18 protein-coding genes are annotated in these 24,620 nt (G+C 49.3%); 13 read left to right on the plus strand and 5 right to left on the minus strand.

Annotation, left to right across the window (positions count from 1 at the left end; genetic code table 11):
• Positions 1-519 precede the first annotated feature (519 nt).
• The 10 genes from DWU89_RS12965 (at position 520) to DWU89_RS13010 (ending at position 13,398) form a co-directional block, all read left to right on the plus strand.
• A complete protein-coding gene (locus DWU89_RS12965; protein WP_115500053.1) occupies positions 520-1,467 on the plus strand; it encodes an alpha/beta hydrolase in 948 nt (315 codons plus the stop codon).
• 50 nt (positions 1,468-1,517) lie between these two features.
• Positions 1,518-2,390: an ion transporter gene (locus tag DWU89_RS12970; RefSeq protein ID WP_115500054.1), complete on the plus strand. Its 873-nt coding sequence runs from the start codon at positions 1,518-1,520 to the stop codon at positions 2,388-2,390.
• Positions 2,391-2,437: 47 nt separating this feature from the next.
• Complete coding sequence (gene trpS, locus DWU89_RS12975) at positions 2,438-3,490, plus strand: tryptophan--tRNA ligase (RefSeq protein WP_115500055.1); 1,053 nt, start codon at positions 2,438-2,440, stop codon at positions 3,488-3,490.
• Between the two features lie 194 nt (positions 3,491-3,684).
• The gene (locus DWU89_RS12980; protein WP_115500056.1) at positions 3,685-4,200 is read left to right on the plus strand and encodes an RNA polymerase sigma-70 factor; all 516 of its coding nucleotides are present in this window, start codon (positions 3,685-3,687) and stop codon (positions 4,198-4,200) included.
• A gap of 82 nt (positions 4,201-4,282) precedes the next feature.
• A complete protein-coding gene (locus DWU89_RS12985; RefSeq protein ID WP_115500057.1) occupies positions 4,283-5,002 on the plus strand; it encodes an outer membrane beta-barrel protein in 720 nt (239 codons plus the stop codon).
• Between the two features lie 10 nt (positions 5,003-5,012).
• Positions 5,013-5,861 (plus strand): FecR family protein, encoded by an 849-nt coding sequence (locus DWU89_RS12990; RefSeq protein WP_115500058.1) that lies wholly within the window; start codon positions 5,013-5,015, stop codon positions 5,859-5,861.
• Positions 5,862-5,863: 2 nt separating this feature from the next.
• Entirely contained in the window at positions 5,864-8,536 is a 2,673-nt protein-coding gene (locus DWU89_RS12995; RefSeq protein ID WP_115500059.1) for a TonB-dependent receptor, read from the plus strand.
• Between the two features lie 5 nt (positions 8,537-8,541).
• Entirely contained in the window at positions 8,542-9,567 is a 1,026-nt protein-coding gene (locus DWU89_RS13000; protein ID WP_115500079.1) for a DUF4249 domain-containing protein, read from the plus strand.
• Between the two features lie 87 nt (positions 9,568-9,654).
• Positions 9,655-12,378 carry a TonB-dependent receptor gene (locus tag DWU89_RS13005; protein ID WP_115500060.1) on the plus strand — a complete coding sequence of 908 codons (2,724 nt, stop codon included), beginning with the start codon at positions 9,655-9,657 and terminating at the stop codon, positions 12,376-12,378.
• Positions 12,379-12,390: 12 nt separating this feature from the next.
• Positions 12,391-13,398 carry a DUF4249 domain-containing protein gene (locus tag DWU89_RS13010; protein ID WP_244205908.1) on the plus strand — a complete coding sequence of 336 codons (1,008 nt, stop codon included), beginning with the start codon at positions 12,391-12,393 and terminating at the stop codon, positions 13,396-13,398.
• 11 nt (positions 13,399-13,409) lie between these two features.
• On the opposite strand, the gene DWU89_RS13015 is transcribed toward DWU89_RS13010, so the two are convergent.
• From DWU89_RS13015 to DWU89_RS13030, 4 genes are read right to left on the minus strand one after another with little or no spacing between them, the layout of a single operon-like run.
• Complete coding sequence (locus tag DWU89_RS13015) at positions 13,410-14,312, minus strand: endonuclease/exonuclease/phosphatase family protein (protein ID WP_115500061.1); 903 nt, start codon at positions 14,310-14,312, stop codon at positions 13,410-13,412.
• Positions 14,313-15,755 (minus strand): glycoside hydrolase, encoded by a 1,443-nt coding sequence (locus tag DWU89_RS13020; RefSeq protein WP_115500062.1) that lies wholly within the window; start codon positions 15,753-15,755, stop codon positions 14,313-14,315.
• A gap of 22 nt (positions 15,756-15,777) precedes the next feature.
• Positions 15,778-16,821 carry an endonuclease/exonuclease/phosphatase family protein gene (locus tag DWU89_RS13025; RefSeq protein ID WP_115500063.1) on the minus strand — a complete coding sequence of 348 codons (1,044 nt, stop codon included), beginning with the start codon at positions 16,819-16,821 and terminating at the stop codon, positions 15,778-15,780.
• A 37-nt stretch (positions 16,822-16,858) separates the two neighbouring features.
• Entirely contained in the window at positions 16,859-17,689 is an 831-nt protein-coding gene (locus tag DWU89_RS13030; protein WP_115500064.1) for a hypothetical protein, read from the minus strand.
• A gap of 123 nt (positions 17,690-17,812) precedes the next feature.
• On the opposite strand from DWU89_RS13030, the gene DWU89_RS13035 reads away from it, so the two are divergent.
• Complete coding sequence (locus tag DWU89_RS13035) at positions 17,813-18,373, plus strand: RNA polymerase sigma factor (protein ID WP_115500065.1); 561 nt, start codon at positions 17,813-17,815, stop codon at positions 18,371-18,373.
• Positions 18,351-19,616 (plus strand): porin family protein, encoded by a 1,266-nt coding sequence (locus DWU89_RS13040; RefSeq protein ID WP_115500066.1) that lies wholly within the window; start codon positions 18,351-18,353, stop codon positions 19,614-19,616. Before DWU89_RS13035 ends, DWU89_RS13040 begins: the two co-directional genes overlap by 23 nt.
• 6 nt (positions 19,617-19,622) lie before the next feature.
• Here DWU89_RS13040 and DWU89_RS13045 read toward each other — a convergent pair whose 3' ends face one another.
• Positions 19,623-22,013 (minus strand): ABC transporter permease, encoded by a 2,391-nt coding sequence (locus DWU89_RS13045; protein WP_115500067.1) that lies wholly within the window; start codon positions 22,011-22,013, stop codon positions 19,623-19,625.
• Between the two features lie 1,819 nt (positions 22,014-23,832).
• Here DWU89_RS13045 and DWU89_RS13055 point away from each other — a divergent pair.
• A complete protein-coding gene (locus tag DWU89_RS13055) occupies positions 23,833-24,615 on the plus strand; it encodes a response regulator (RefSeq protein ID WP_115500069.1) in 783 nt (260 codons plus the stop codon).
• Positions 24,616-24,620 lie beyond the last annotated feature (5 nt).

The following is a 24,620-nucleotide window of genomic DNA, read 5'->3' on the forward strand; positions in this document are numbered from 1 at the left end:
ACGGTCGTAATGGCGATTTGGACGGTCATAATTGAAAAGAGGACCGTTTTCATGGCAAAAAAGCCCCTGAATTTCCTTGGAATATTTGGAACGCCCTCCGTTTTATTTTCAAATATTCGATTCTCCGGGAGTTAAGCTTTATCACTTTGACGGTGTTTCCGGTTTTTGGTAATCAAATTGTACGCTTTTCGGAATGGTCTCGGCACCTCATTCCGTTTGTTGTCAGCCGGGAAGGCTAAAACCATGAAAAGAGTCAATCCAAAATCGATCAAGATTTCGGGCGAAATAGAAAAACGGCCCAAAAAGGGGTTATTGTCAATTTCCCCGATTTGCGAGAGGCTTAAAATCAGTCATAATTACTACAAAAATGACAATGCTTTTTGGATAATATGGATTTTTGGAAAAATAAAGTCTGTTGCACCGGGCAGCTTAAAGATTTGTAACGCCTGTTTCTCAAATATTTGCTATATTTGTAATGTATGCAAAGAAGATCGTACTTCAAATTAAATTATTGACGATATGAAATTAAGACATTTATTTCTGCTAACCGGATTATTACTAATTTATTATACAAATGCATTTTCCCGGAATGTTCAATATGAAAAGCAGGAGTTTGTATATAAAACGGTTAAAGGACATGCTATAAAGGCAAATATATTCTTGCCTGTTTCGCAGGAAAAATATCCTGTTTTGGTGTATTTTCACGGTGGCGGGTTTATGTTTGGAAACAGAGACCAGGGATTGGATATTCCTCTTAAGGAAAAGCTCCTTGCCAATGGTTATGCAGTTGTGGCGGCTGATTATAGATTAGCTCCGGAAACAAAACTTGATGAAATGCTTAAGGATGTGAGTGATGTTATTAAGTGGATTAAGCTAAACGGGCAACAAAAATATAATATTGATACCGCTAAAGTTGCAGTTGCAGGAGGATCTTCGGGGGGATATCTGGCTCTCTCTTCCGGTTTTGGCGGAGATCTGATGCCGGATGCTATTGTCGCTATTTCAACGCCGACCGGATTTTCCACGGCAAATATTCAGATGGGGGATTTAGATGTGTTAAACCGCCCCGGACCGTATGACATTGTCAAGGATTCTGTGGTTTCGTACGGAAATTATGATAGTAGGATGGAGTTATGGAGATTTCTTGGGAAAAACTGGTTAGCATTGTATGAGATTTTTGGTTTTGATCCTGCAAAGGAACCAGAAAAGTTAGAAAGATATACATTGGCCAGCAATGTAAAACCTAATTTTCCGCCGACTTTGGTTATTCATGCTAAAAATGACCGTTTGGTCGATTTGCAACAGGTAAATGACTTTTACACACTCTTGACCGAGAAGCAAATCAAAGCGGAATTATATCTTGTGGAAAATGGGCATAGTAGTGAGCTGATAAAGCAAAATCCGGAAGTGATTGATAAAATAATTGAATTTTTGAAAAGGCAAATGCCAGAAATAGAAGTAAGGTAAGAGATGGTAAGGAACTTAGTGGAACCAACTATAAGATAAAGATTCTGATTATGGGACTTTTTACGAAACTGCGGGAGCGTGTGGATGCTTTTCTTCATGATGAGGACTTGAAGAGGAAGTTGTATGTGATTATATTCGAGTCGGATACACCGAAGGGAAAACTGTTTGATACTTGTTTGATCGGGTTTATTATTGCAAGTGTGGTGGTGGTGATACTGGAGAGCATACAGTCGTTTTCTTATCACTACACGTTTGCATTGCGTATTTTGGAATATGTGTTTACCGCTTTCTTTACCTTTGAATACTTGGTCCGGATCTATTGTTCGCCACGGCCTAAGAAGTATATTTTCAGCTTTTTCGGGATTGTCGATTTACTGGCGACACTACCGGTCTACCTTAGTTTTTTCTTTGCCGGTACGCGCTATCTGATTGTGATCCGGGCATTCCGGTTGATTCGGGTCTTTCGTGTGTTCAAGCTGTTTAATTTCCTGAAGGAAGGGAACCTGTTGTTGAAATCGCTCCGGATCAGTGCACCCAAGATTTTCGTCTTTTTCTTTTTCGTGCTGATCCTGGTCACTTCGATCGGGACGATCATGTATATGATAGAAGGGAACCAACCCGGAACGCAGTTTAATAACATACCGAACAGTATCTATTGGGCGATTGTGACGATGACGACTGTCGGGTATGGCGATATAACACCCGTTACGCCTGCCGGACGTTTTCTTTCGGCTATCGTGATGTTGATCGGCTACACGATTATTGCGGTCCCGACAGGGATCGTGTCGGCGACGATGGTCGGGGAACAGCGGAAAAGAAGCCGTTATAAATGTCCGAATTGCCATCAGGACGGGCACGAAGAGCTGGCGGAGTATTGCAAGTACTGCGGATCGAAGTTAGAGAATTATAACTCTGGAAAATAATTACTATCTTTGCCCCACTTGAATAAACAAATTGATTTAGAAAGAAAATGGAAACAGTAGTAAGTGGCATCCGCCCAACCGGTAATTTGCATCTGGGGAATTACTTCGGAGCAGTAAAAGGATTTTTGCAAATGCAAAATGAGTATAATTGCTTTTTCTTCATTGCAGATTGGCACTCGTTGACTACACATCCGCATCCCGATAATATCCGTAACAGCGTGAAAACGATCCTGGCCGAATATCTGGCCTGCGGCATCGATCCGGAAAAAGCGACAATTTATATCCAGAGCGATGTGCGTGAGGTGGCCGAGTTGTATCTGTACCTGAATATGAATGCCGGGATCGGTGAACTGATGCGTACGACTTCGTTTAAAGACAAGGCACGCCAACAGCTGCATATCGACCGGGTGGAAACAACGGAAGGCGATGTGGAAAAGGAAATCTTCAACGAAAGCAACAAACATAGCGTAAGCGCCGGCTTGCTGACCTATCCGACTCTGATGGCTGCCGACATTATCATTCATAAGGCAGTAAAAGTGCCGGTCGGAAAAGACCAGGAACAGAATATGGAGATGGCCCGCCGTTTTGCCCGCCGTTTCAATTCTACGTTCGGAGTCGAGTTTTTCCCGGAGCCCGCCTCTTTCTACTATTCGCATAAGGCGATCAAGGTGCCCGGCCTGGACGGTTCCGGCAAGATGGGAAAGAGCGAGGGGAATGCAATCTACCTGATCGACGACGAGAAGACGATCAAAAAGAAGGTGATGAAGGCAGTGACCGATGCCGGCCCAACGGAGCCGAACAGCGTGAAGCCCGAACCGATTGCCAATCTGTTCACGATGATGGAGATTGTGTCGACAAAGGACACATACGATTTCTTCAACGAGAAATATAACAATTGCGAGATCCGCTATGGAGACCTGAAGAAGCAGTTGGCTGAAGACATCGCCAATTTCTGCGCTCCGATACGCGAACGTATCCTGGACATCCGTTCCAATGAGGAATATATGGAAAAGGTAGCCCGCATGGGTGCTGAAAGAGCCAGCGAAAGCGCAGCGAAGACTTTGCGTGAGGTCCGCGAGATTATCGGCTTCAGAGGATAAGCCCATTCTTAATAAGAAGATAATTGGAAGGGTAGGTGTTTAACCTGCCCTTTTTCATCTCTTTTTGTATAAAATACCTATACCTCTCCGGAATACGATATATTTTATTAAAATCATAATAAATAACCTGAAAATCGGATTGTTAAATGGAAAACTGCTTTACTTTGCAGTGAATAGAGACAAGTAACAAACGTATGGCGGCAATATCTGCGGGAGAATTTGAACGTATTTTCAAGGACCTTTACAGGCCCTTATGCATGTTTGCACTTCGTTTTACCGAAAAGACGGAAGATGCCGAAGATGTCGTGCAGCAAGCATTTGCCGATGTCTGGGATAAATGCAGCCATAACGTGGCGATTGCCAACTTTAAATCTTATCTGTACCAGGCTGTACGAAACCGTTCCCTCACACTTATCGCCCAGTCCGCCGATACCGGACAGACAACAGAGTTCCTTGCCGATATGGAAGATACGTCGGAGGAGGAACAGATGTACCAGTCCGAGCGTGACGCCCGTCTCTGGGCGGCTATCGACGAATTGCCTCCCGAGCGGAAAAAGATATTTCTGCTTTCCAAACGGGACGGATTGAAATACCAGGAGATTGCGGAGGAGCTGAATATATCGATTAAAACAGTCGAGAACCAGATAGGCAAAGCGTTGAAGACGTTGCGTGAGACTGCCGTACGGATTTATTGTTTCTTTTTTTCCTGAGCGGATAGGGGTTTTTTCAGATTTCTTAGTCTTAGTGTTAGAAAGTTTAAAATGTTTGTATCACTAAAACTGAAAAAGAGAGATGAAGAAATTCGTATTATTTGTGATGTTGATGATGTGTGCAGTATCAGTGAATGCACAACGTTGGTCGCTGACACCGGAAGTGGGAATGACGGCTATAAACCGGGTTGACGCTTCTTTGGTGAATAAACCTTGGGACAGCCGTTGGAAAGTCGGTATAGGAGTCGGATATGACGTGATACCGGGATGGTTCTCCGTGAAATCGGGTTTGTATTATACGCAGCGGGGATTTTCTTACAAGGGTCTGTTGTTCGGACAGGTTAGTGTGATCGAAGGGGTATCGGCTCCTGAAAACGCGATGTTCGGAGAGTACAGTGTCAAGAGTAACCGCCACTTCCTGCAGATGCCGGTGATGGCGAACCTCTCGATCCGCCTGGCGGATGACGTCAGCCTGAATCTGGCAGCCGGTCCTTACATCGCCTGCTCGATGACGGATAGATGGGAGGTGTCCCAGATGCATTACCGACCAGGTGAGACGGCTTCCGGAGGCCATTATGGCGAAGGTTGGAGCGGAGTGGGTACCGGTTATACCTCTGCGGAGATGAATGATCATCCTTTTGACTGGGGCGTCTCGTTCCAGGTGGGGATAGAGGCAAAACAGTGGGTGATGAATGCCGGTTATGAACTCGATCTGGGGAAGGAGTTCGAATATGACAAGTGCGGAGCGAAGTATCATACCCTCAGCCTGTCTGTCGGATATAAGTTTAAATTAGGTAAGTAACAGTAGGACGATGAATAACGAGCAAGATGACAGATTTGAAAAACGTCTCCGTTTTGTAGCCCGGCGCTACAAAGAGGGAAGCCTGGATACGGATAAAGCCTGGGAGCGGTTTGCATCCCGGCAAGGTATTCGCCGCAAGGTGTCTTTCCGCCGTTACTGGATGGCGGCAGCCTCTGCCATGCTCTTGCTGGTTGGATTCGGTACGCTTTATATGACGGAACGGAACAAGCCCGAATGGGTGTCTGTGGTTACTGCACCGGGGCAGTTGAAGGATGTCTATCTGCCGGACAGCACGTTGGTGGCGATGGCGGGAGGCTCTACGCTCCGGTATGATGCAAAGATATATGGAAAGGAGCGGCGTGTAGTGGAGATGACTGGAAAAGCCTTTTTCCAGGTGAAGCGGAATGAAGCACGCCCCTTTTCTGCCCATACGGCTCTGACGGAGGTAACGGTGTTGGGAACCAGTTTCCAGGTGAACGAACAGCCGGGCAGCACGGAAGTGAATGTCGTTACCGGTAAAGTCTGTTTTACCGCCGGAAAAGAACCTGAACCGGTTATCCTGACCGCCGGAATGTCGGCCTCTTATTCCAACGAAAAGAAGGAGATCGAAATACTGACGGAGGAAAATCCGAATAATCTTTCCTGGAAGACGAAACAGTTGCGCTTCAACGACACCCCTTTGGATAAGGTGATCGAGGACCTGAATGATTATTACCATGTGAAGATTACGAATAAGGTAGATTCTCCGGATTCCAGATTGACTGCCACATTCAATGACCTGCCTCTTGACGAAGTCCTGATGGTGATCAATCAGACATTGGATATCCGTCTGGTTCCCGGGGCAGATAAAAGAAAATAAGTATGTATCGTGTTTACCTATTTGTTATAGGGCTTTGTGTCTGTTGTCCGTTACTACGGGCGACTGATCTTCTGTCTTTGTCTGTTGATCCGACTCCCGCTGTGACGCTTGATATGCGGAATGTTCCGCTCCAGGACATCCTGTTGGAGATAGAGAAACAGACCGGGATATTCTTTTCGTATGAGTCGTCCATGCTGAAAGACTATCAGAAGGTCTCGCTGACGGTACGCGAAGAATCCCTTTCCTATTGCCTGAAACGGCTGTTCGATCCTTTGCCTCTTGTCTACCGGGTAACGGGACAGTATGTGATCCTGAAGCAGAAACCCCGCCTGTATACGATCAGCGGTTTTATCCGCGATTCCGCTTCCTACGAGAGTTTGATATCAGCAACCGTGATCGAGCGGGTTTCCGGGAAAGGCTCCGTTTCCAACAACTACGGTTTTTACAGTATCACGCTGCCGCCCGGAAAGGTGGAACTGTCCTCTTCTTATGTCGGATATGAGCGTTATACCGTCACTTTTGAACTGACTAAGGATACGCTGGTCGACCTGCCTTTGAAATCGGCAGGGGCTTTGGGAGAAGTCGTCGTACAGGGAATCCTGCCGAGGTCTGACGTACTGAACAGTCGGGTAGGCGTGGTCGATATACCGGTCAGCCGGGTGAAGTCGCTGCCGGCGCTTCTGGGCGAGACGGATGTCGTCAAGACCTTACAGCGGTTGCCGGGGACAACGGTCGGGACGGAAGGAATGAGCGGGCTGTTTGTACGGGGAGGTGACGGCGACGACAACCTCTACCTGCTGGACGGGAATCCGATCTACCATACGAATCATGTGCTCGGATTCTTTTCGGCTTTCAACCCGGATGCAGTGAAGAATACGACTTTTTACAAGGGGAGTTTTCCGGCGGAATACGGCGGGAGACTTTCTTCCGTTATAGACGTCCGTACAAACGAGGGGAACCGGAAGGAGTATCACGGGAATATCTCGATCGGGCTGTTGGCGGCGCGTGCCAACCTGGAAGGGCCGATCATCAAAGATCGTTCCTCTTTTAACGTCTCCGTGCGCCGTACCTGGATGGAGCTGATCACCTGGCCGCTCATGAAGGCGGTGGCTCACAGTTCGGATACGGATGTGAAAGGGGGGTACCACTTCTACGATATGAACGCCAAAGTGGACTATTCTTTTTCGGACAAGAGCCGTGCTTACCTCAGTTTTTATATGGGAAGCGATAGTTACCGGGACGGGGAGGATTCGAAAGATACGCATGGCGAAGACCGCGATTTTCGTTGGCGCTGGGGGAATCTGATCGGATCTGCCGGGTGGAACTACGTGATCAATAAGAAACTGTTCGCCACCTTTACGGGAGGCTACACCCGCTATCGTTCCCATATCATCCAGAAACAGAATACGTTTATGGCTTTCCATGACAGGGGCGACCAGGTCTATTTTCAGGAAGGGCACTATCGTTCGGCAATGGAAGACGTCAGCCTCAGGGCCTCTTTCGACTATCGCCCCAATGCCGACCACCGGATACGGATGGGAGGTGACTACCTTTTCCATATCTTCCGCCCGGAGCAGAGTAACATGAGTTCCTGGTACAAGGATTCGGTCGTCACGCAAAAGAGCAACACCGTCTTCTCTAACTCCCGGATTCACGGGCATGAAGTCTCGGCGTACGCCGAAGACGAGATGACGCTGACCGACCGCCTCCGGGTGAACGCCGGCCTGCGCTTCACGCTCTTCCACGTGCAGGGGGAAACCTACCAGTCCCTACAGCCCCGTTTCTCCGCGCGTTACCTGCTGGGACGGCGTGTGTCGGTCAAAGCGTCCTATACGAAGATGAACCAGTATATCCATTTGCTGTCCAACAGCTATATCAGCCAGCCTACGGATATCTGGGTTCCGGTGACGGGAGAGATCCGCCCGATGAATGCTCACCAGGTGACCGGCGGTTTCTTTTGGCATTATAAAGGGTTCGATTTCTCGGCGGAGGGCTATTACAAGCGGATGAATAACCTGGTGGAATATAAAGACAACAGCCTGGCCATGCCGACTTTCTCCGGTTGGGAAGACCGGGTAGGAGTGGGGCGGGGACGTTCCTACGGGCTGGAGCTGATGGCGCAGAAGAAGACCGGGCGGTTTAACGGCTGGATCGGTTATACGCTTTCCTGGTCCGACCGCTGGTTTCCGGACGGGTCGGTGAACAAAGGTGTCCGCTTTCCCTCCAAATATGACAACCGGCATAAGATCGATATCGTTGCGTCCTACAAACTTTCCCGAAAGGTGGAACTGACGGCCGCCTGGATGTACAAGTCCGGCAACCATGTCACGATCCAGGACATGTATTACCGCTCTTCGCCGGATTATACCGAAAACGGATACCGGCAGGAGTTCTGGTGGTATGGCGGCACAGGCGAGGGGGCCAGTGCCAGCTCGCGCAACAATTACCAGCTTTCACCCTACCACCGCCTGGACCTGGGCGCAAACTTCTATCGCTACAAGAAAAACGGGCGGATGGGAATCTGGAACCTGAGCCTCTGTAATGCTTACTTCAAGCCGAATCCGTTCTCTGTCCGTCCCCGTTTCTATACTACCGAGAATGGCCGGGAGGCAGTCCTGGAGCAGACCTTGCTGTTCCTCTTCGTCCCTTCCCTGTCATACACCTATAAATTCTGATGAAGATGAGAAATATATTGTTCATACCCCTTCTGGTTCTGTTGGCCTCCTGTACCCGGGATGTGCCGTTGGATTTGCCGCGCGTACCTCCACGTTTAGTGTTGAACGCTCCCGTTACATCGGATGCGGATGTGACTGCCTTTCTGTCTAAAAGCTGGTTTATCCTCGACACGGTTACGAATGACGGCGTTACCGGCGGAACGATCCAGGTCTATATCAACGACCGCTTAAAGGGAACGATGCAGCCGGTTACCGACACTAAATTTGCGGGACAGTATGTCTTGCCCGGATGCCGTGCGGGGGTGGGTGACCGCTTGAGGTTAGTTGCCTCTGCGCCTGGTTTCGATCCGGTGGAAGGAGAAACCGTCATGCCCGGCCGGCCGGAGGTGTTGTCGGTCGATACGGTCCGCTATATTGCTCCCGAGCACTATTGGGGTATGATGCCCCATTTACGCCTCTACATCCGTTTCCGGGATGAGGCTGGCAAGCGGAATTATTATCGCCTGATTGTCGAGAAGCAGACCGAGTATATCAAGGGGGACAGCGTCATCGTCAGCAGCTCCATGTACCAGACCGATATGTACATCGTGGAGCAGTTCAACCTGAAATATGAAGACCCCGTCTTTCGTTTGACTACCACGAATCCGACGATAGAGCAGTTGGACGGTTACACCTGCCGGGGGACTTTCCCCGACGATACGTTCGACGGCGAAGAATATACCGTCCGGTCGTCCTTTTATCCCGTCTACGATTCATATAAAGGAGATTCGGTCACGACTATTGTGCACTACGATGTCCGGCTGATGACAGTCTCATCCGATTATTATCAGTACCTGACCGTCGTCCGTAATTTATCCATCTCGCTGGGCGATGCCTATCTGGACGGGTTGGTCGAACCGACCGCTACCTATACGAATGTAAAGGACGGTTTCGGCATCGTCGCCGGTTGCCAGCTCTACCACCACCGCTTCACGATGCCCTTCGGAGATACGGAGCCCTGGACTCCCTTCGACAATCCTTTTTGGCCATAGTCACAGTACACGCGACATTTTTCCCCGGACAGGATAGGGGTTTTTCCCGGTTTCCTGTCTTATAGTTGAATAGTCAATAAAGAGTGAATGAAGAAGTTTATGAAGAGAGGATGGTTTGCCTGCATCTTTGTGTGGTTGATTTGTTTATCCATGTCGGGGAAGTTGATGGCGCAGGCAAACAGTGGAGATGATGTTCGAACGGTTACATTGAATATGCTGAAAGTGCCTCTGAAAGATATTCTGACGGAGGTCGGGAAGCAGGCCGGAGTGACTTTTTCGTATGAATCATCTTTGTTGAAGGAGTTTCAGAAGACAAGTTTCAAAGTAGAGGATGCAGCACTTGACGATTGTCTGGAGCAGCTTTTCCGGGCCTATCCGATCGTGTACAAGAGGACAGGAAACATTGTCGTTCTGAAACGGAAACCCAGACAAGTCACGATCAGCGGTTTTGTGAGGGATCAGACCTCATCGGAATCCCTGGTCGGGGCTTCTGTCTATGATGTGAACAGCCTGAGCGGGGTGGCGACCAATGCCTACGGCTTCTTTAGCCTCTCGTTGACGATTCCACCGGGCAGCAACGGCATTCCTGTCCGTCTGCAAACATCGTATATCGGCTACGAAAGCCGTTCGTTTACAATTCCTTCCCTGATACAAGATACGGTGCTGGCCATCGTTCTCCAACCCAATGCGGCGATTAAGGAAGTACTGGTGACCGCTTCGGAAACGAACCGCCAGACGGTCCGCAACACGCAGATGGGGGCAATGGAAGTCAGCCATGCCACGATACGTGCAACTCCGACCTTAATGGGCGAGGCCGATATCATCCGTACCCTGCAACTGACACCCGGTGTGTCTGTTGGGACGGAAGGCATCTCCGGATTGTATGTCCGGGGCGGTAATTCGGATGAGAACCTGTTCCTGATCGACGGCAACCCGGTCTATCAGGTGAACCATATCGGCGGCTTTTTCTCCGCCTTCAACAATGAAGCGATCAAGGGGATGAACTTCTTCAAGGCGGGATTCCCGGCTCGCTACGGCGGACGCCTGTCCTCCGTCGTCGATGTACAGACGAAGGAGGGGAATATGAAGGAGTTCCACGGTAGCGCCTCGTTGGGGCTTATCTCCGGCAACCTGAATCTGGAAGGTCCGATCTGGAAAGATCATACCTCTTTCAATATCGCTCTCCGCCGTACCTGGCTGGATGTGTTGACGACTCCGGTAATGGCGATCATCAACCACAAGAAGAAGGACGGGAACACCTTGAAAGTCCGGTATGCTTTCCATGACCTGAACGCCCGCATCGACCACCGTTTCAGTGAGAAGAGCCGGATGTATCTGAGCCTCTACAACGGGAATGATGTGCTGAAGGCGAAGAATAAGGACGACTGGGAGGGCTATCTGAATACACAGGACTCCTATATGCGCTGGGGAAACCTGGTCGCGTCCGCCGGATGGACCTATGCGTTCAGCAACAAACTGTTCGGAAAACTCTCCGGTTTCTACACCCGCTACTGTTCCAAGATCAGCTATAGCGAGGAGAAAATCTCCGGCTATGAGGGTGAAGAATACTACCGGCATGCGTTGGACCAGACGATGAACCGGACCGGCATCACCGATTTCGGTGTCCGGACCGCTTTCGACTATCAGCCGGTGGCGGCGCATCATATCCGCTTCGGAGCGGACTATTTGGCACACTATTTCGAGCCGGAATATAACCGGTTGAAGGCGTTGGACAGCGACAAGCCTGACTCGATGCAGATCGGCCAGACCTTCACCGACGAGCATCTGTGGGCGCATGAAGCAGCTGCCTATGCCGAGGACGACTGGGAGATATCCGACGCCTTTCGACTGAACGCCGGGCTGCGCTTCAGCCTGTTCAGTGTGGAGAACAAGACCTATACGGGGCTCGAACCGCGTGTCTCCCTGCGCTGGTTGCTTTCGCGGGATCTCAGCTTGAAGGCTTCCTATTCCCGGATGAACCAGTATGTACACCTGATCAGTAATAGCTTTATGGATATCCCGACCGACTCCTGGATGCCGGTGACCAGTCGCCTGAAGCCGCTTGTCAGCGACCAGGTTTCATTGGGTGCCTACTATAACTGGAACCGGTTGCTGGACTTCTCCGTCGAAGGCTATTATAAGAAGATGAACAACCTGCTGGAATATAAGGATGGCTATAGCCTGATCCCCTCGTCCGTCTCGTGGGAGGATAAGATGGCTGTCGGCGAAGGACATGCCTACGGACTCGAATTCATGGTCCGCAAGCAGACGGGACGGACGACCGGATGGGTGGGTTATTCGTTGGCATGGGCGGACCGCCGCTTCGACGAGATCAACGAAGGCCTGCGCTATCCTTCCCGCTATGACAACCGGCATAAGCTGAACATCGTGGCGATGCACAAGCTGTCGGACAAGGTGGAACTGTCGGCCGCCTGGACCTATTCCTCCGGCAACTATACGACGTTATCGCTCGAGAACTTCCGGCCCAACGACCACCTGCACCTGCCGGGTGAAACGTCTTCCTGGGGGACGGTCGGCGAGGATTATTACGACAAGCGCAATAATTATCAACTTCCTGCCTATCACCGCCTGGATCTGGGTATTAATATCTACCGTCCTAAGAAAAAGGGGCGGATGGGCATCTGGAATGTCAGCATTTATAATGTCTATTGCCGGATGAATCCGATTATGGTTTACAAGGGTGATGTGAAGGATAAGACGTCAGAGAATGGGACGACCTATCGGAATGCATTCAAGTCGGTCGGCATCTTCCCGATTATCCCGTCGATTTCATACACCTATAAGTTTTAAATGATGATGAATATGAATCTGAGATATAGTATCAGTCTATTGGCTTTAATGTCATTCGTCTTTTACGGTTGCGAGCGGGAGATCAACTTGGAGCACCTGCGGCCGGACCCGAAACTGGTGTTGAACTGCCTGGCGTTGCAGGGCGATACGCTGTCTGTGGAGCTTTCGCGCACCTGGTTTTATACTGAGGATATTCCGGATGTTTATGTCTCCGGTGCCGATGTGGAACTGTATGTGAACGATGTGTTCCGCGAGCGGCTGACCGAAACGAAGAATGAAGGGGGCTATCCGGTGGATGAGACCATCCGGTATAAATCGTTCTCTTATCTCCCGGCCACCGGCGACCGGATTCGTATTGTCGCTTCGAAGGAAGGTTTTAAGACTGCCGAGGCTGTTACGGAGATTCCCCGGCCTTGCGCCGTCTCGGATTGCCGCCTGATCCAGGAGACGGTGAGGGATACTTCTGTATGGAATGAAACCATCATTTATGTCAGCCAGACGAACAAGATGCAGTTCACTCTCCGGGATGAGCCGGGCGAGGAGAACTATTACCTGCTCTACATCCGGCAGGGGAATGTTTATGGAGGGGATGAAGATACGACTTACCGTTGGTCTTCTTTCTTTCCGGACTACGGAAGCGAACCCTTGTTTGCCGTCCAAAGTTCTGCCTTCGATCAGATATTGGGTTACGACGGTGTTGGAGGCTATAACGGGCTTGCCTTTTCGGACGAACTGTTCGCGGGGAAGAGCTATCAGTTCAACATCCCCTGGAACAAGAGTTACAGCTATACTGAAAACGTAGTCAACCACCCCTACCGCTATCGCTGTTACGTCTACTCCATTTCCCGGTCCTACTATAACTATATGAAGAGCTTGAACGACCTCTACGAAAGCGGCTTTACCGGTGACCTGGCGGAAATTGGCTTTGCCGAACCGATCCGTATCTATTCGAATGTGGAAGGCGGTACCGGCATCCTGGGTGGCGGCTACCTGTATTCTCAAGAGTTCGAAGGAGAGTAGCCGCCAATTTATTATTTACTGTTTCGCAAATCCACGCTTACCGGATAGTGGTCGGAAATACCTTCCGCCTCTATCCCGTTGTGGATAGCCGCATGAATGCATCGGGAAACAAGGGACGGAGAAACCAGAATGTAATCCAACCGTTCGCCTATTCCGCGCAGACGGGTGTCACCATGCTGCCATCCGTAAAGAAATGCAGCCGGAAAGGTCGTCCGTTTGTCTGCCGGGACATACATACGGCAAACATCGGTAAGCCCGGTCGAGAGCAACTTGGACAGGACGGAATAATCGAAACGTCCGTCACGCATATTCCGGTATGTTTCCTGTTCGGCATCCCATTTTTGCATATTCTCGATCAGTTGTGTATGTGTTTCCACCCAATCGGCATCGAAAGGGGAGTAGGAATTGAAATCCCCCATGACCATGCAATTGTCCAGTTGGTTATCCTGTATATACTTTGTTAGCATTCCTGCCTCTTTCAGGCGGAATTTCCAGTCATGCGGGCTGAGGTGGGTTACGATTATATCCAGTCCGTGTGTTTTTACGTGCAGCATGCCATGCCAGAATCCTTCCACCTGCTTCTTGATAACCGTGATCGGTTCGTTGGAGGTGACACCAACGGGGTATCCCTCTTCCTTGACGATCGCATAATACGGATGGCCGTATTGGGCTGCCAGTTCTCCGAGGTCTTTTTCCGTAAATCCGACCAGTTCGGTCATAGCCAGGATATCCGGTTGCTGTCCTTTCACCCACTTGATGAAGTTCTCCCGTCGGGAAGCGTCTTTCTCGAAACCGTTCCATATATTATACGAGATAACCCGCATTTTCTCTTTTCCGGAGCTTTGTCCGTTGCTTACGGCCGGAAATAACAAGGCCAGTAGCAGAGCGTAGATAAGATAAAGTTGTTTTTTCATTTATTGTTTGATTGAACCTGTGATTGTTAATATGCTGTTTGCCGGTATCTTTATCCGGTTCCCTGTTGCTTCGTAACTGCTCCAGTTGTTCTTTTCATCCGTGAGGGCGCAAGATACTTGGCCGTTCCATGTCCGATTATCCATTTGCAGGCAGGTTTGTCTGTCGCTCGCTGTCGGGTTGATGGCTACAACAGTGAAGTCGTTTCCGTTTTTATAGGCGGAGACGAACAGGCTGTCCGCCGCATGGTCCGTTTCTACGCCGATACGCTTGCTGCCGACCGGAATGTAACGGGAGAAATTGCCGAACGTATAGAAGCGCTTTGTCATCCGGTAATTCTGCCGGTTGGGGTCCAGTACGATCAGTCCTTCGTTATTATCGGCCGGAAGAGCGCCCGCCCACCAGATACAGGCGCTTGCACCTGCCGTTGTCAGATATTTATGGAACGTGATGGCCCACTTAATACCGTCTTGGATAGTGGTGTCCAGCGCTTCCGTGTCACTGATTTCCGTCAGCCAGACCGGAATGCCTGCTTTTGAGGCTTCTGCGAGCGGCTCGATAGGCGTTTTCAGACTGTCTTTCGGCGCCGGATAGGAATCCGGAAGCGTGTATCCGTGTCCGGCGGCAATTACCGGGAAGCGGGTGATGTCAGGATACCGATTGATGATCGCATCGGTGAAATGCCGGGAAGAAATAAAAGCGGCTTGCGAGCTGACGGCTGACCAGAAAGGATTCTCACCGAATACGATATGTGCCGCTATGCCTTTCTTTTGGAAGGTTGGTCCCAGATAGTCCATAATGAACTCCCCCATTTTGTCGGGTGTCCACAAAGAAGAGTTCCAGGGGGCGGCATAGCCCGGTTCATTGGCGGGCGAGATCGCATACGGTTCCAGTCCGGCCGATTTGTAGGCTTCATAGAAAGCCGCCAGGTAATCGGCAAATACCTGGTTATAGGCCGGATTCAGTTCGCCTTGTGAAACCTCTCCGTTACTTTTCATATAAGCCGGAGCGCTCCAGACGGAAAAGAACAGCTTATCTGTTTTACATTTTTCTTTGACATAACGACTGATCCATAATTGTCCGCGCCGCTTTATATCGTCCGATTCTTCCGTGAAGAAGCCGTCCGTCAGGGGAAGGTCGATGTTGTCATCGAGGTTGAAATCTTTATCCTGTTGGTTTTCCCAGTAATGGGGGAAGATTTCTCCCCGTAGGATACTTAGGCGAAGGCCGTCGTTCCCAAACATTTTTTGCAACACTTCTTCCCGCTTGAAGTGGGCGTAGAGCTTGTCCGACCAGCCGGCCTGTGCAATGCCGAAACCGTCTATCACCTGTTTCTCGTCATTCCAGCGGATGTCGATCTTGCAGTCGGGTTGCTGCACCTCTTTACAAGAAAATCCTGCTACCGAGATAACGCAGAAAAGGAGGATGTTTCTAAGTTTGTCCATTTTGTTCGTGGCTTAATATGTGTTATTTGGTCAGGGTGAAAGTCGCCAATACAGCTTTATGGTCGGTCGGCCAGATGGCAAGGGGCTCGATGATCGGATCGGAAGTTTCTTCCGTTACCCGTTCGCCCCGAAGGATATCGCCTTTCGGGCCGATGATGCTCACGTTTGTGAGCGACAGGCCTTCAAACGGCGCATACATGATGAAGTCTATGCGGTCGCGGTCGTCTGCTTCCGGCGACCAGACCAGGCGTTTGAGGTCGACATCCGGGCAGGCTGCCGGGCAGGTGAATCCCGGATAGCGGACCGGGTCCGGGTACATTTCGCGATACGAATCCTTGAAACCTGCTTTTGCCAGCATCATGGAACAGTCCCAGGGAACGACAACGCCGTGATGGTCGAACATATCTTTTGTCGCTTCCGTCCAGTCGAGGTGCGAAGGTTCGTTGAAATCACCGCCCAAGATAACGATACGGCCTGCTTCGCGGTCTTTTTTTGCTTCGACCAGGAATTTGGCAATGGCGTCATCGCGTACGGAAGCCCGGTTCAAGAACAGGATGGAGTCTATGTCTGTCACCGCTTCCTCTTTCTCCCAAGTATTCCCGTTGTAGCCGCGAACGTCATAGTAAGCGCAGTTGCGGTAATCCAGGTGGGTGGTGTAGACGGCGAACTCTTGCTCCCCTTTTTTCGTGACCAGGCGGTACATGCTTCCCCGGTCATCGTTTAAAGGATAAATGGTCGTGCTGTCCGAAATCGGGTAACGGCTGAGCAGTCCCGAATCTTCCGTGTAGAAAGAATAATACGTCTGTCCTCTCTCCTTTAAAGCTTCCACGATCCGGTCGCAAAAGCGGGTGTTGTGGTAATTGCGTACCTCACTCAGGGTCACGAAATCGGCATCGCTGCGGACAATCTCGTCCGCCAGTGCGTCGAAACCGCCTTTTACGACGGTGCCCTCTTGCCAGATGTTAAACTGTAATACTTTGAATGTTTCTGTTTTCTGGCAGGATGACAGCCCGAAAACCAGCATCAGGAGCAACAGGAATGTTGCTCTGAGGTTGTCTTTTCTCATGTTGATTGTGTGTTTATTTGTTTAATTATGCTTCTTTTTAGTTGCCGATCCGGAAGGTACCGATTTTACCTGCCGGATAGAACATGAACTGGCGTTCCATCTTTCCGCGAATCGGATTGTATTCGTAGTTGATCCCTACTCCGACCCTGAAACCGTTGTCGTTCACTTTAAATTCGAACGCTCCGCCCACATTCGTATGGTTGTAGAACGGGTTCAACATCAGGTGCGGGTTGTTTTTCTCTTTGGATTCATAGAAGGTGTATTGCCCCCATCCCCTGACCGTCATCCAGTCTGTTACGTCGTAACTGGCCATCGCATTGAAGCCGCCCATAAATTGCGGGGAAGGGTTGAAGGGCGTAAAATAGCGCCCGGCAAAAGCACCTCCTGAGAGGGAGAAGCGTTCGTGAGTCCATAACAATTCCGTATTAATGCGGGTCAGACCGCCTACGCCCGGCCATGTGTATTGTTGTCCGCTCGTGATGAATGCCAACTGCTCGCTGACAGGGACGACCGATACCTCGTGGAAATCGAGCGCCATCGGCGATACCCGTCGCAGCATCGGTGTGTAGGGATTGAAAAAAGGTTGGTAGGCCGAGGATGAAATGATCATATCCATCGGCCGTTCCTGGTCGAAGACAGATGAAGTCGGCAGGTCGGGAATGAACTCACGCAACTTGGCTTCGATCAGTTGCCTGTCCGAAGGCGTGAAATTCCTGTATGCGAACTTGGGCAGGTTCAGGTCGAATACTGCCCGTTTGGGCACTACCACCATTCTCCCCTCAGCGGTTCTGATCCAGGTCAGATCCGATTGTGCCTGCATAGAGAATGCGCACAATAATAATATGATTAAACTTATTCCCCGCTTCATACATCAACTCTTTTAATAATGCGAAGATAAAAATAAATTTAGATATTTGTGTATAAATAATCGAGATTGGTGCAACTATTCGAAAACCTTTTTCATCATACAATCAGAGAGTAGCAAGTATTTATGGACGAACAACTGTTAATCGACGGATGTAAGCGTGGCGAAACATCGGCTCGTAAAGAATTATACGAGCTGTACGCACCTGCCATGATGAGCGTATGTGCCCGGTACGTCCGTGACAGGGAAACGGCCCGTGACTTGCTTCAGGATGGATTTATCAAAATATTCACCAAGATACAGACCTATTCGGCCACAGGTCCTTTTGGCGCCTGGGTGCGAAGGATCTTTGTAACGACGGCACTCGAATATCTCCGTAAATACGATGCTCTCCGGTTGAGTGCCCCGATTGATGAATATGGCGAACAGGTTGAAGACGCGGATGCATCCGTATTGGATCGCCTTTCGGCAGATGATTTGCTGGAATGTATCTCCCGGCTGCCCAACGGCTACCGGACAGTCTTCAACCTGTATGCCATCGAAGGATATACGCATAAGGAAATAGCGGCCATGCTGAATATCCAGGAGATCACTTCCCGTTCGCAGTTTACACGGGCGCGGAAAGCTTTACAGGAAATGGTTCAATCTTTAATAACGCAAGACGATGTCAGCAGAAACAGAACATAAGGAGCAATTAGACCTGTTCAGTTTGAAGGTGAAGCAAAAACTGGAAGATCACCGGCTGCCTGTCGACAGCGGGTGCTGGGAACAGATCGAAGCGAAGGTGTCCGAACGTCCGCGCCGTTCTTTGTGGCGGATCGGGGGCTGGGCGACTGCTGCTGCCGCTGTTATTGCATTGCTGCTTCTGATCCGTCTTGGAGACCCTGTTCCCGCGCCTGACGCGGGATCGCAAGAGAACGGATTAGTGGCGGATAAGGTTGAGCCGGAAGTGGAACAAGCCGAACCGGGCAAAGTGGATTTACCGGATACGGCAGGAGTAGATGCGTTCCCGCGTCAGGCGCGGGAACGGGTGGCTCGTCCGATGAAGAAGATGGATGTGATAGCCCGTATAGACACGATTGCCTGGGAAGATACTTTTGTCGATGAGGCGGAAGTCGGGCTTCCGGCAGAAGCAGCGGTTTCGAAGCCGGCTGCTAAAACGTCTTCCGTGCGCCATCAGGGACCGGAGCCGGAAAGGCGCCGGACAAGAGACTTGATTGCTGTAGTGGACAAGCCGAAGGCAAAAGGCGGCAAATGGCAAGTCGGGGCGAATATGGGAACGGGCGGACATGTCTCTTTAGGGTTGAACCTGCAGGGGGACGAATCTCAAGGTGGAATAGACAGTAATGACCCGAATCCCGGCTATCCTTTTCCTCCTATCGAAGAGAAACCGGACTGGAATATGAAACGCGGGCCGGAATCGTTCTCCAATGTCGATTGTGCACCGCCGTTATCATTCGGCTTTACTGTCCGGAAGAACCTGAACAACCGTATCGCACTCGAGAGCGGGCTTGTCTATACCTACCTGTATTCCAAGATGAACGAGAGTGGGGCTGTCAGCTATAAGGCTACGTTGGGATTGCACTATTTAGGCATTCCGGTTAACCTGGTGGTCAAGTTGTGGGACAATCCGAATTGGAACGTATATGTATCCGGAGGTTTTATGGTGGAAAAGGGATTACGTTCCCTTTACCACCTGGAAGCTTATCGTCTGGATGAACACAAAGCAGGAACAGTCCGTTCCGGCATCCACGGTTTGCAAGGATCGCTAAACCTTTCCATCGGCGTCTCTTACCGTGTCTACCGCGATTGGAACCTTTACCTGGAACCGCGTTATTCCTACTATTTCGACAACAACCAGCCGATGAGCTACCGTACCGAGAATACGACACTGATTGGTGTCGGGGCCGGTGTGCGGTTCGAATTTTGAGGCAGGCTATTCGCTCCGCAAACTCTTGACCGGATTGCCTGATGCCGCCCGGTAGCTGTGCCAACCGACCGTCAACAGGGTGATGATCAGAACCGTCAGTCCGCCCAGCAGGAAATGGATCGGCGCGACACTGACCCGGTTGGCGAACCCTTCCAGCCAGCGGTTCAGCAAAAGCCAGGTGAAAGGAACGGCAATCACAAAAGCAATCGCAATCCATCCTGCAAATTGTCTGAGCAACAGCAGCATGATATTTCCTGTGCTGGCCCCGTTCACCTTCCGGATTCCGATTTCCTTGGTTCGTTGTTCAGTCGCATACAGCGCCATGCCGAACAGCCCGAAACAGGTCAGGAATATACTGATAATGGCATACATCAACAGCAGGTTCGCCATATCGGTGGTTTTCCGGTTGCGTTGCATGAAGCCGGCATAGACATCTACATAAGTGAAGTATTCGCTTGGATTTACTTTCTCCCATACGGTCCGTATCGCCTCCATCCCTTCCTTTTTCCGCTTTTCGTCGAGTTTAACATAGAGCATCTGGAAATTCTTGGCACTGGCATCACTGAGGTAGATCAGGGCTGGCATCACTTCTTCTTCCAGCGTATTAATGTAGATATCACTGACAATCCCGCAAATCGTACAGCTTTGCCCCGTGCCGTCGTCGAAATACTTGTCGTATTGCTGGATCGGCTGCCCGACTGGGTTTTCACCGGCTGGGACCAGGATGTTTGCGTATCTTTGGTTTATATAGACCGGCCGATCATACTTCCGTATCGCTTCTTCGGGTGTCACTCCCTGAAGAATTTGTATGTCCAATGTTTTCAGAAGACTCTCTTCACCCATATACTGGACCATCGAATGATACGTCTCCGATCCGTCTTTGTTATCAATAATGATCTGCCGAAGCCAGGCGTAAAGGATTGAACCTCCGGCACGCGTAATGGAGGCTATTCCCGGTTTGTCTTTTAGCTCTGCCGCGATTGTGCTGACATTCACGTTTCCACCCATCCAGTTTCCGATCTCGACCAGATTACGGTAGCTTTCTCCTTTCTTTTGGACCAGCCTTAACTGTGCATGTATGGTCAGTGTACCGATAATCAGGCCGATGGATATGACATATTGTATAATGGATAGTGCAGTGACGATCTTTCTTTTCTTATTTCCGGTAAAAAATATGCGGTAGTTGCTATCCGTCAGGTTAGAGATTTTCCGGCTCATATAGCAGGCGGGGATGACAGATAAGACCAGGATCAGACCGCTAATAAAAGGTAACACCTGGCTGTTCAAGAAAAAGCCGGTTGTGATTCGTCCGGACATGATCCGGTTGAAGGCCGGAACCAGATCGTGGGCGATCAGTAGCGACAGTAAAAAGGCGATACCGACTGTCAGGAAAGTATCCAGAAACAGTTGGGAATTGATCTCCGAACGTGTTGCCCCCATCAGCTTCTGTGTATGCACGATCCGTATCTGTTGAAGAATCCGGGAGAAGCTGAGGTTGATATAGTTGAAGCAGGCAATCAGCAGAATCAGCAGTGCCGAGATCAGCCCGATGAGCAATAGCGACCGTTGCGACCGGACGATATAGGGAATAGACTCCTGTGTATAGTGTTGGAAGTAGGAGTCTTGCAAGGAGGTGAAATGATAACTCCCTTTCTCTTGTTGAAGCGTGGGAACCCCATCCGTTTTTATCTTCTTGGCAAATCCCTCTTTATCGAATGAGGCGGATACTTTCAGAAGAGCGATCCCGCCGTGGTATTCCTGTTCGTTGCCGGTAAGCATGTCGAATCTGATATAAGACTGCGGATATTCTTTCAGGACAGCTGCGATTTGGAAAGACCGGGAAGGTGCTATTACTTCATCGTTATACCGCATACCTCCATCCGCAAGATCTATCTGAACGATCTTCCCTATGGGATTTGCATCTCCGAACAGTTTTCGAGCGCAAGATTCGCTTAATGCCGCTTTATCCGGGGCGGAAAGAGCGTCTTGCAAGTCGCCATACAATACTTTATACTTGAAGAAATGGGCAAATGTCGTGTCAGTAGTGGTGATTAGAATAGGCTCATATCGTTTATCTCCTATGGTGACTGATTTGCAATTAATCGCGCTGAAGCGCAGATAATCCTCGACCTCCGTATATTTCTCTTTTAAATCAATCGGAATTTGTCCTACGATATAAGAAACGATCTCACCTGACTTCATCGGCGAGTCTTGCGCCATATAGACAATCTTGTCCTTATCCGGATTACTTGCCTCTATATTGAATTCATAAATGACAAAGGCCGCCAACAGGTTTGTACAGGCAATTCCGATGGCAAGGCTGACGATTGAAATAATGGAAAACGTCTTGTTCCGCCACCAACTACGGAGGACAAGTTTAAGTGCAACTGCTTTCATGACTATCTCTTGATTAATGAACCAAAACTATCCCCTTTTGTCGGACACCCCAAACAATCAACCGCTTTTTTCTCCGGATAAGGATGAAATTGTCTAATTGTTGGACAGTGCAGAGGAAATGTTGTTTCATAATTTGGCAGATATGAGCTATCCTGATCCCGCGCTCCGACGCGGGATCAGGATAGCTCATTATTTTTTAGTTTTGGACCTTCTGCAAATTGAGAAATTACAATAACCCCTATTTCAGCCATTTTTCTATTTCATCCGAAATCTTGATCGATTTTGGATTGACTCTTTTCACGGTTTTAACCGGCTCGGCTGACAACAGAGAAAATGTGGTGCCGAGTCTATGGCGAAAAGTGTACAATTTGATTATCGAAAGATGAAAACGCCGACAATGTGATAAACCTTAACTCCCGGAGAATCGATTATTTGCGAACGAAGGCGGACGGCGTTCCAAATATCCCAAGGAAATTTTAAGGGCTTGTTGCCGTGAGGTGCGCAGAAAATAGCCTTGAAGTAACGCTTCATCGCTCTGAAGGTTGACTTCGTGCTATATGAAGTCCGACTTCAGAGCGACAAAGTTCCGGGTCAGAGCGATAAAGTCCCTCTTCATGGCGATAAGGTTCCGGATCATAGGAAAAAGCTCCTTTTTGACGGCTGAAAAGTGATTTGACATTTGTTTGAATTAGGGTGCCTTTCGAGCTCAAAAAAAACGTTTTATACAATAAGCCCCCTGCCGCAGGCTCTCTTTTGCCGTTTCGTTTCAACGAACGGTTTTAGAGCTTAGAGGCAGAGCCTCTTCCTCTGTGGGCTTCAGCCCCTTTAATAGAGATTGCCTGTAGATATTTGAAAGGGGTTCAAACCCACAGAGGAATCCGACAAAGCCGGGAATTTATCAACCCGTTGATTGAAATCAACGGCAAAAGAGAGCCTGCAGCAGGGGGTCTTATTGTAAAAAACGCATTTTTCGAGCTCAGGAGACATCCGAAACAAAACAAATGTTAATCCGTTTTTTTGACCTCAAAAAGGGACTTTTTCGCCTTTCTTGAGCGTTTTCAACAATTACGACCGTCCTCTTTGCCATTACGACCGTGCTAATGTGTAGTGCACTCGGCACCTCGCGAAGATTAGGACGGTCGTAATGGCGATTTGGACGGTCGTAATTGAAAAGAGGACCGTCATAAGGGCAAAAATGCACCTAAATTTCCTTGCGATATTTGGGACGCCGTCCGTTTTATTTTCAAATATTCGATTCTCCGGGAGTTAAGGTTTATCACTTTGTCGGCGTTTCCGCTTTTTGGTAATCAAATTGTACGCTTTCCGAGACGGACTGCGCACCTCATTTTTTCTATTGTCATCCGATCAGACTAAAACCGTGAAAAGAGTCAATCCAAAATCGATCAAGATTTCGGACGAAATAGAAAAACGGCCGAAAAGGGGGTTATTGTATTTTTCTTTATTTGTAGGAGGTTCAAAGTTTGGCATATTTGAAACAATAAATGATCTGCGTTCGTCTGCGTCGTCTGCGAAATCTGCGTCCGGTAATATAAACATAGCGACGCACCGATAAATCATCATTTACAGGTTCTTTTTCTTAGATATGTATGGCCTCTTCCAATGTATCGGCACTACTTCGACAAAGGATATGGCATCCATTCACTCCTTATAAACCTGGTATAACAATATTTGTGTTGCAAAGGGTAAGGCTTTGAAGCTATTGGTGGAAAGAAATAATTAATTTAAAAAGCCTGCATCTCATGAAAGATGTCTTATAATGTTTTATTTTTGTTGCTATAAAAAGAGAGAGAGGATAAGTATGCCGGAAGGAAAAATAATCCTGATAGATGATAACGAAGCGGTACTGAAAACATTGAAAATGATTCTGGCACGCGAGTTTAAGACGGTAGTGGGAGTGTCGCAACCGGCGCTTCTGCCTGCCTTGTTGCGCGAAGGCGATGTCGATCTGGTCTTGTTAGATATGAATTTTGGGACCGGGCGGCAGGATGGGGCTGAGGGATTGTTTTGGCTGGAACGGATTGTCGAGCGTCCCAATCCGCCGGCGGTGGTGTTGATAACGGCTTTCGGAGATATCGAGTTGGCTGTTTCCGCCCTTAAACGCGGGGCGGCTGATTTTATCGTGAAGCCTTGGGATAATGATAAACTGATCAGGACCTTGCAGGATGCTTTCAGGCGGCGGAAGGAACAGAAGGATGATTCCGTCTCGGCAAAAGAGGTTGTTTCGTTGCTTGTTGGTTCTTTGCTGAAGAAATATGCACTGGCTTATGGAAAACCGTTGCCTGCCATTACTCCTGAAGGGTTGCTGAAACTGTCGCTTCTGATACAAAAGGGCGATCTTCTGGCTTTGCAGCAAACGATCGAACGGGCTGTCCTGCTGTCTGATTCGTCTTTGTTGGAAGCGGATGATTTCTACATGGAAGAAACAACTTCCACATCCCGTCCGGTTACGTTGGAAGAGATGGAGAAGTTGTTTATCAGCGAGGTGCTGCACGAGAAGAACGGTAATCTGACACTTTGTGCGCAACAGCTGAATATCAGCCGTCAGACCTTATATAATAAGATGCGTAAATATGGCTTGTAACCCGT

The organism is Parabacteroides acidifaciens, from assembly GCF_003363715.1.
GTDB classification, from domain to species: domain Bacteria; phylum Bacteroidota; class Bacteroidia; order Bacteroidales; family Tannerellaceae; genus Parabacteroides; species Parabacteroides acidifaciens.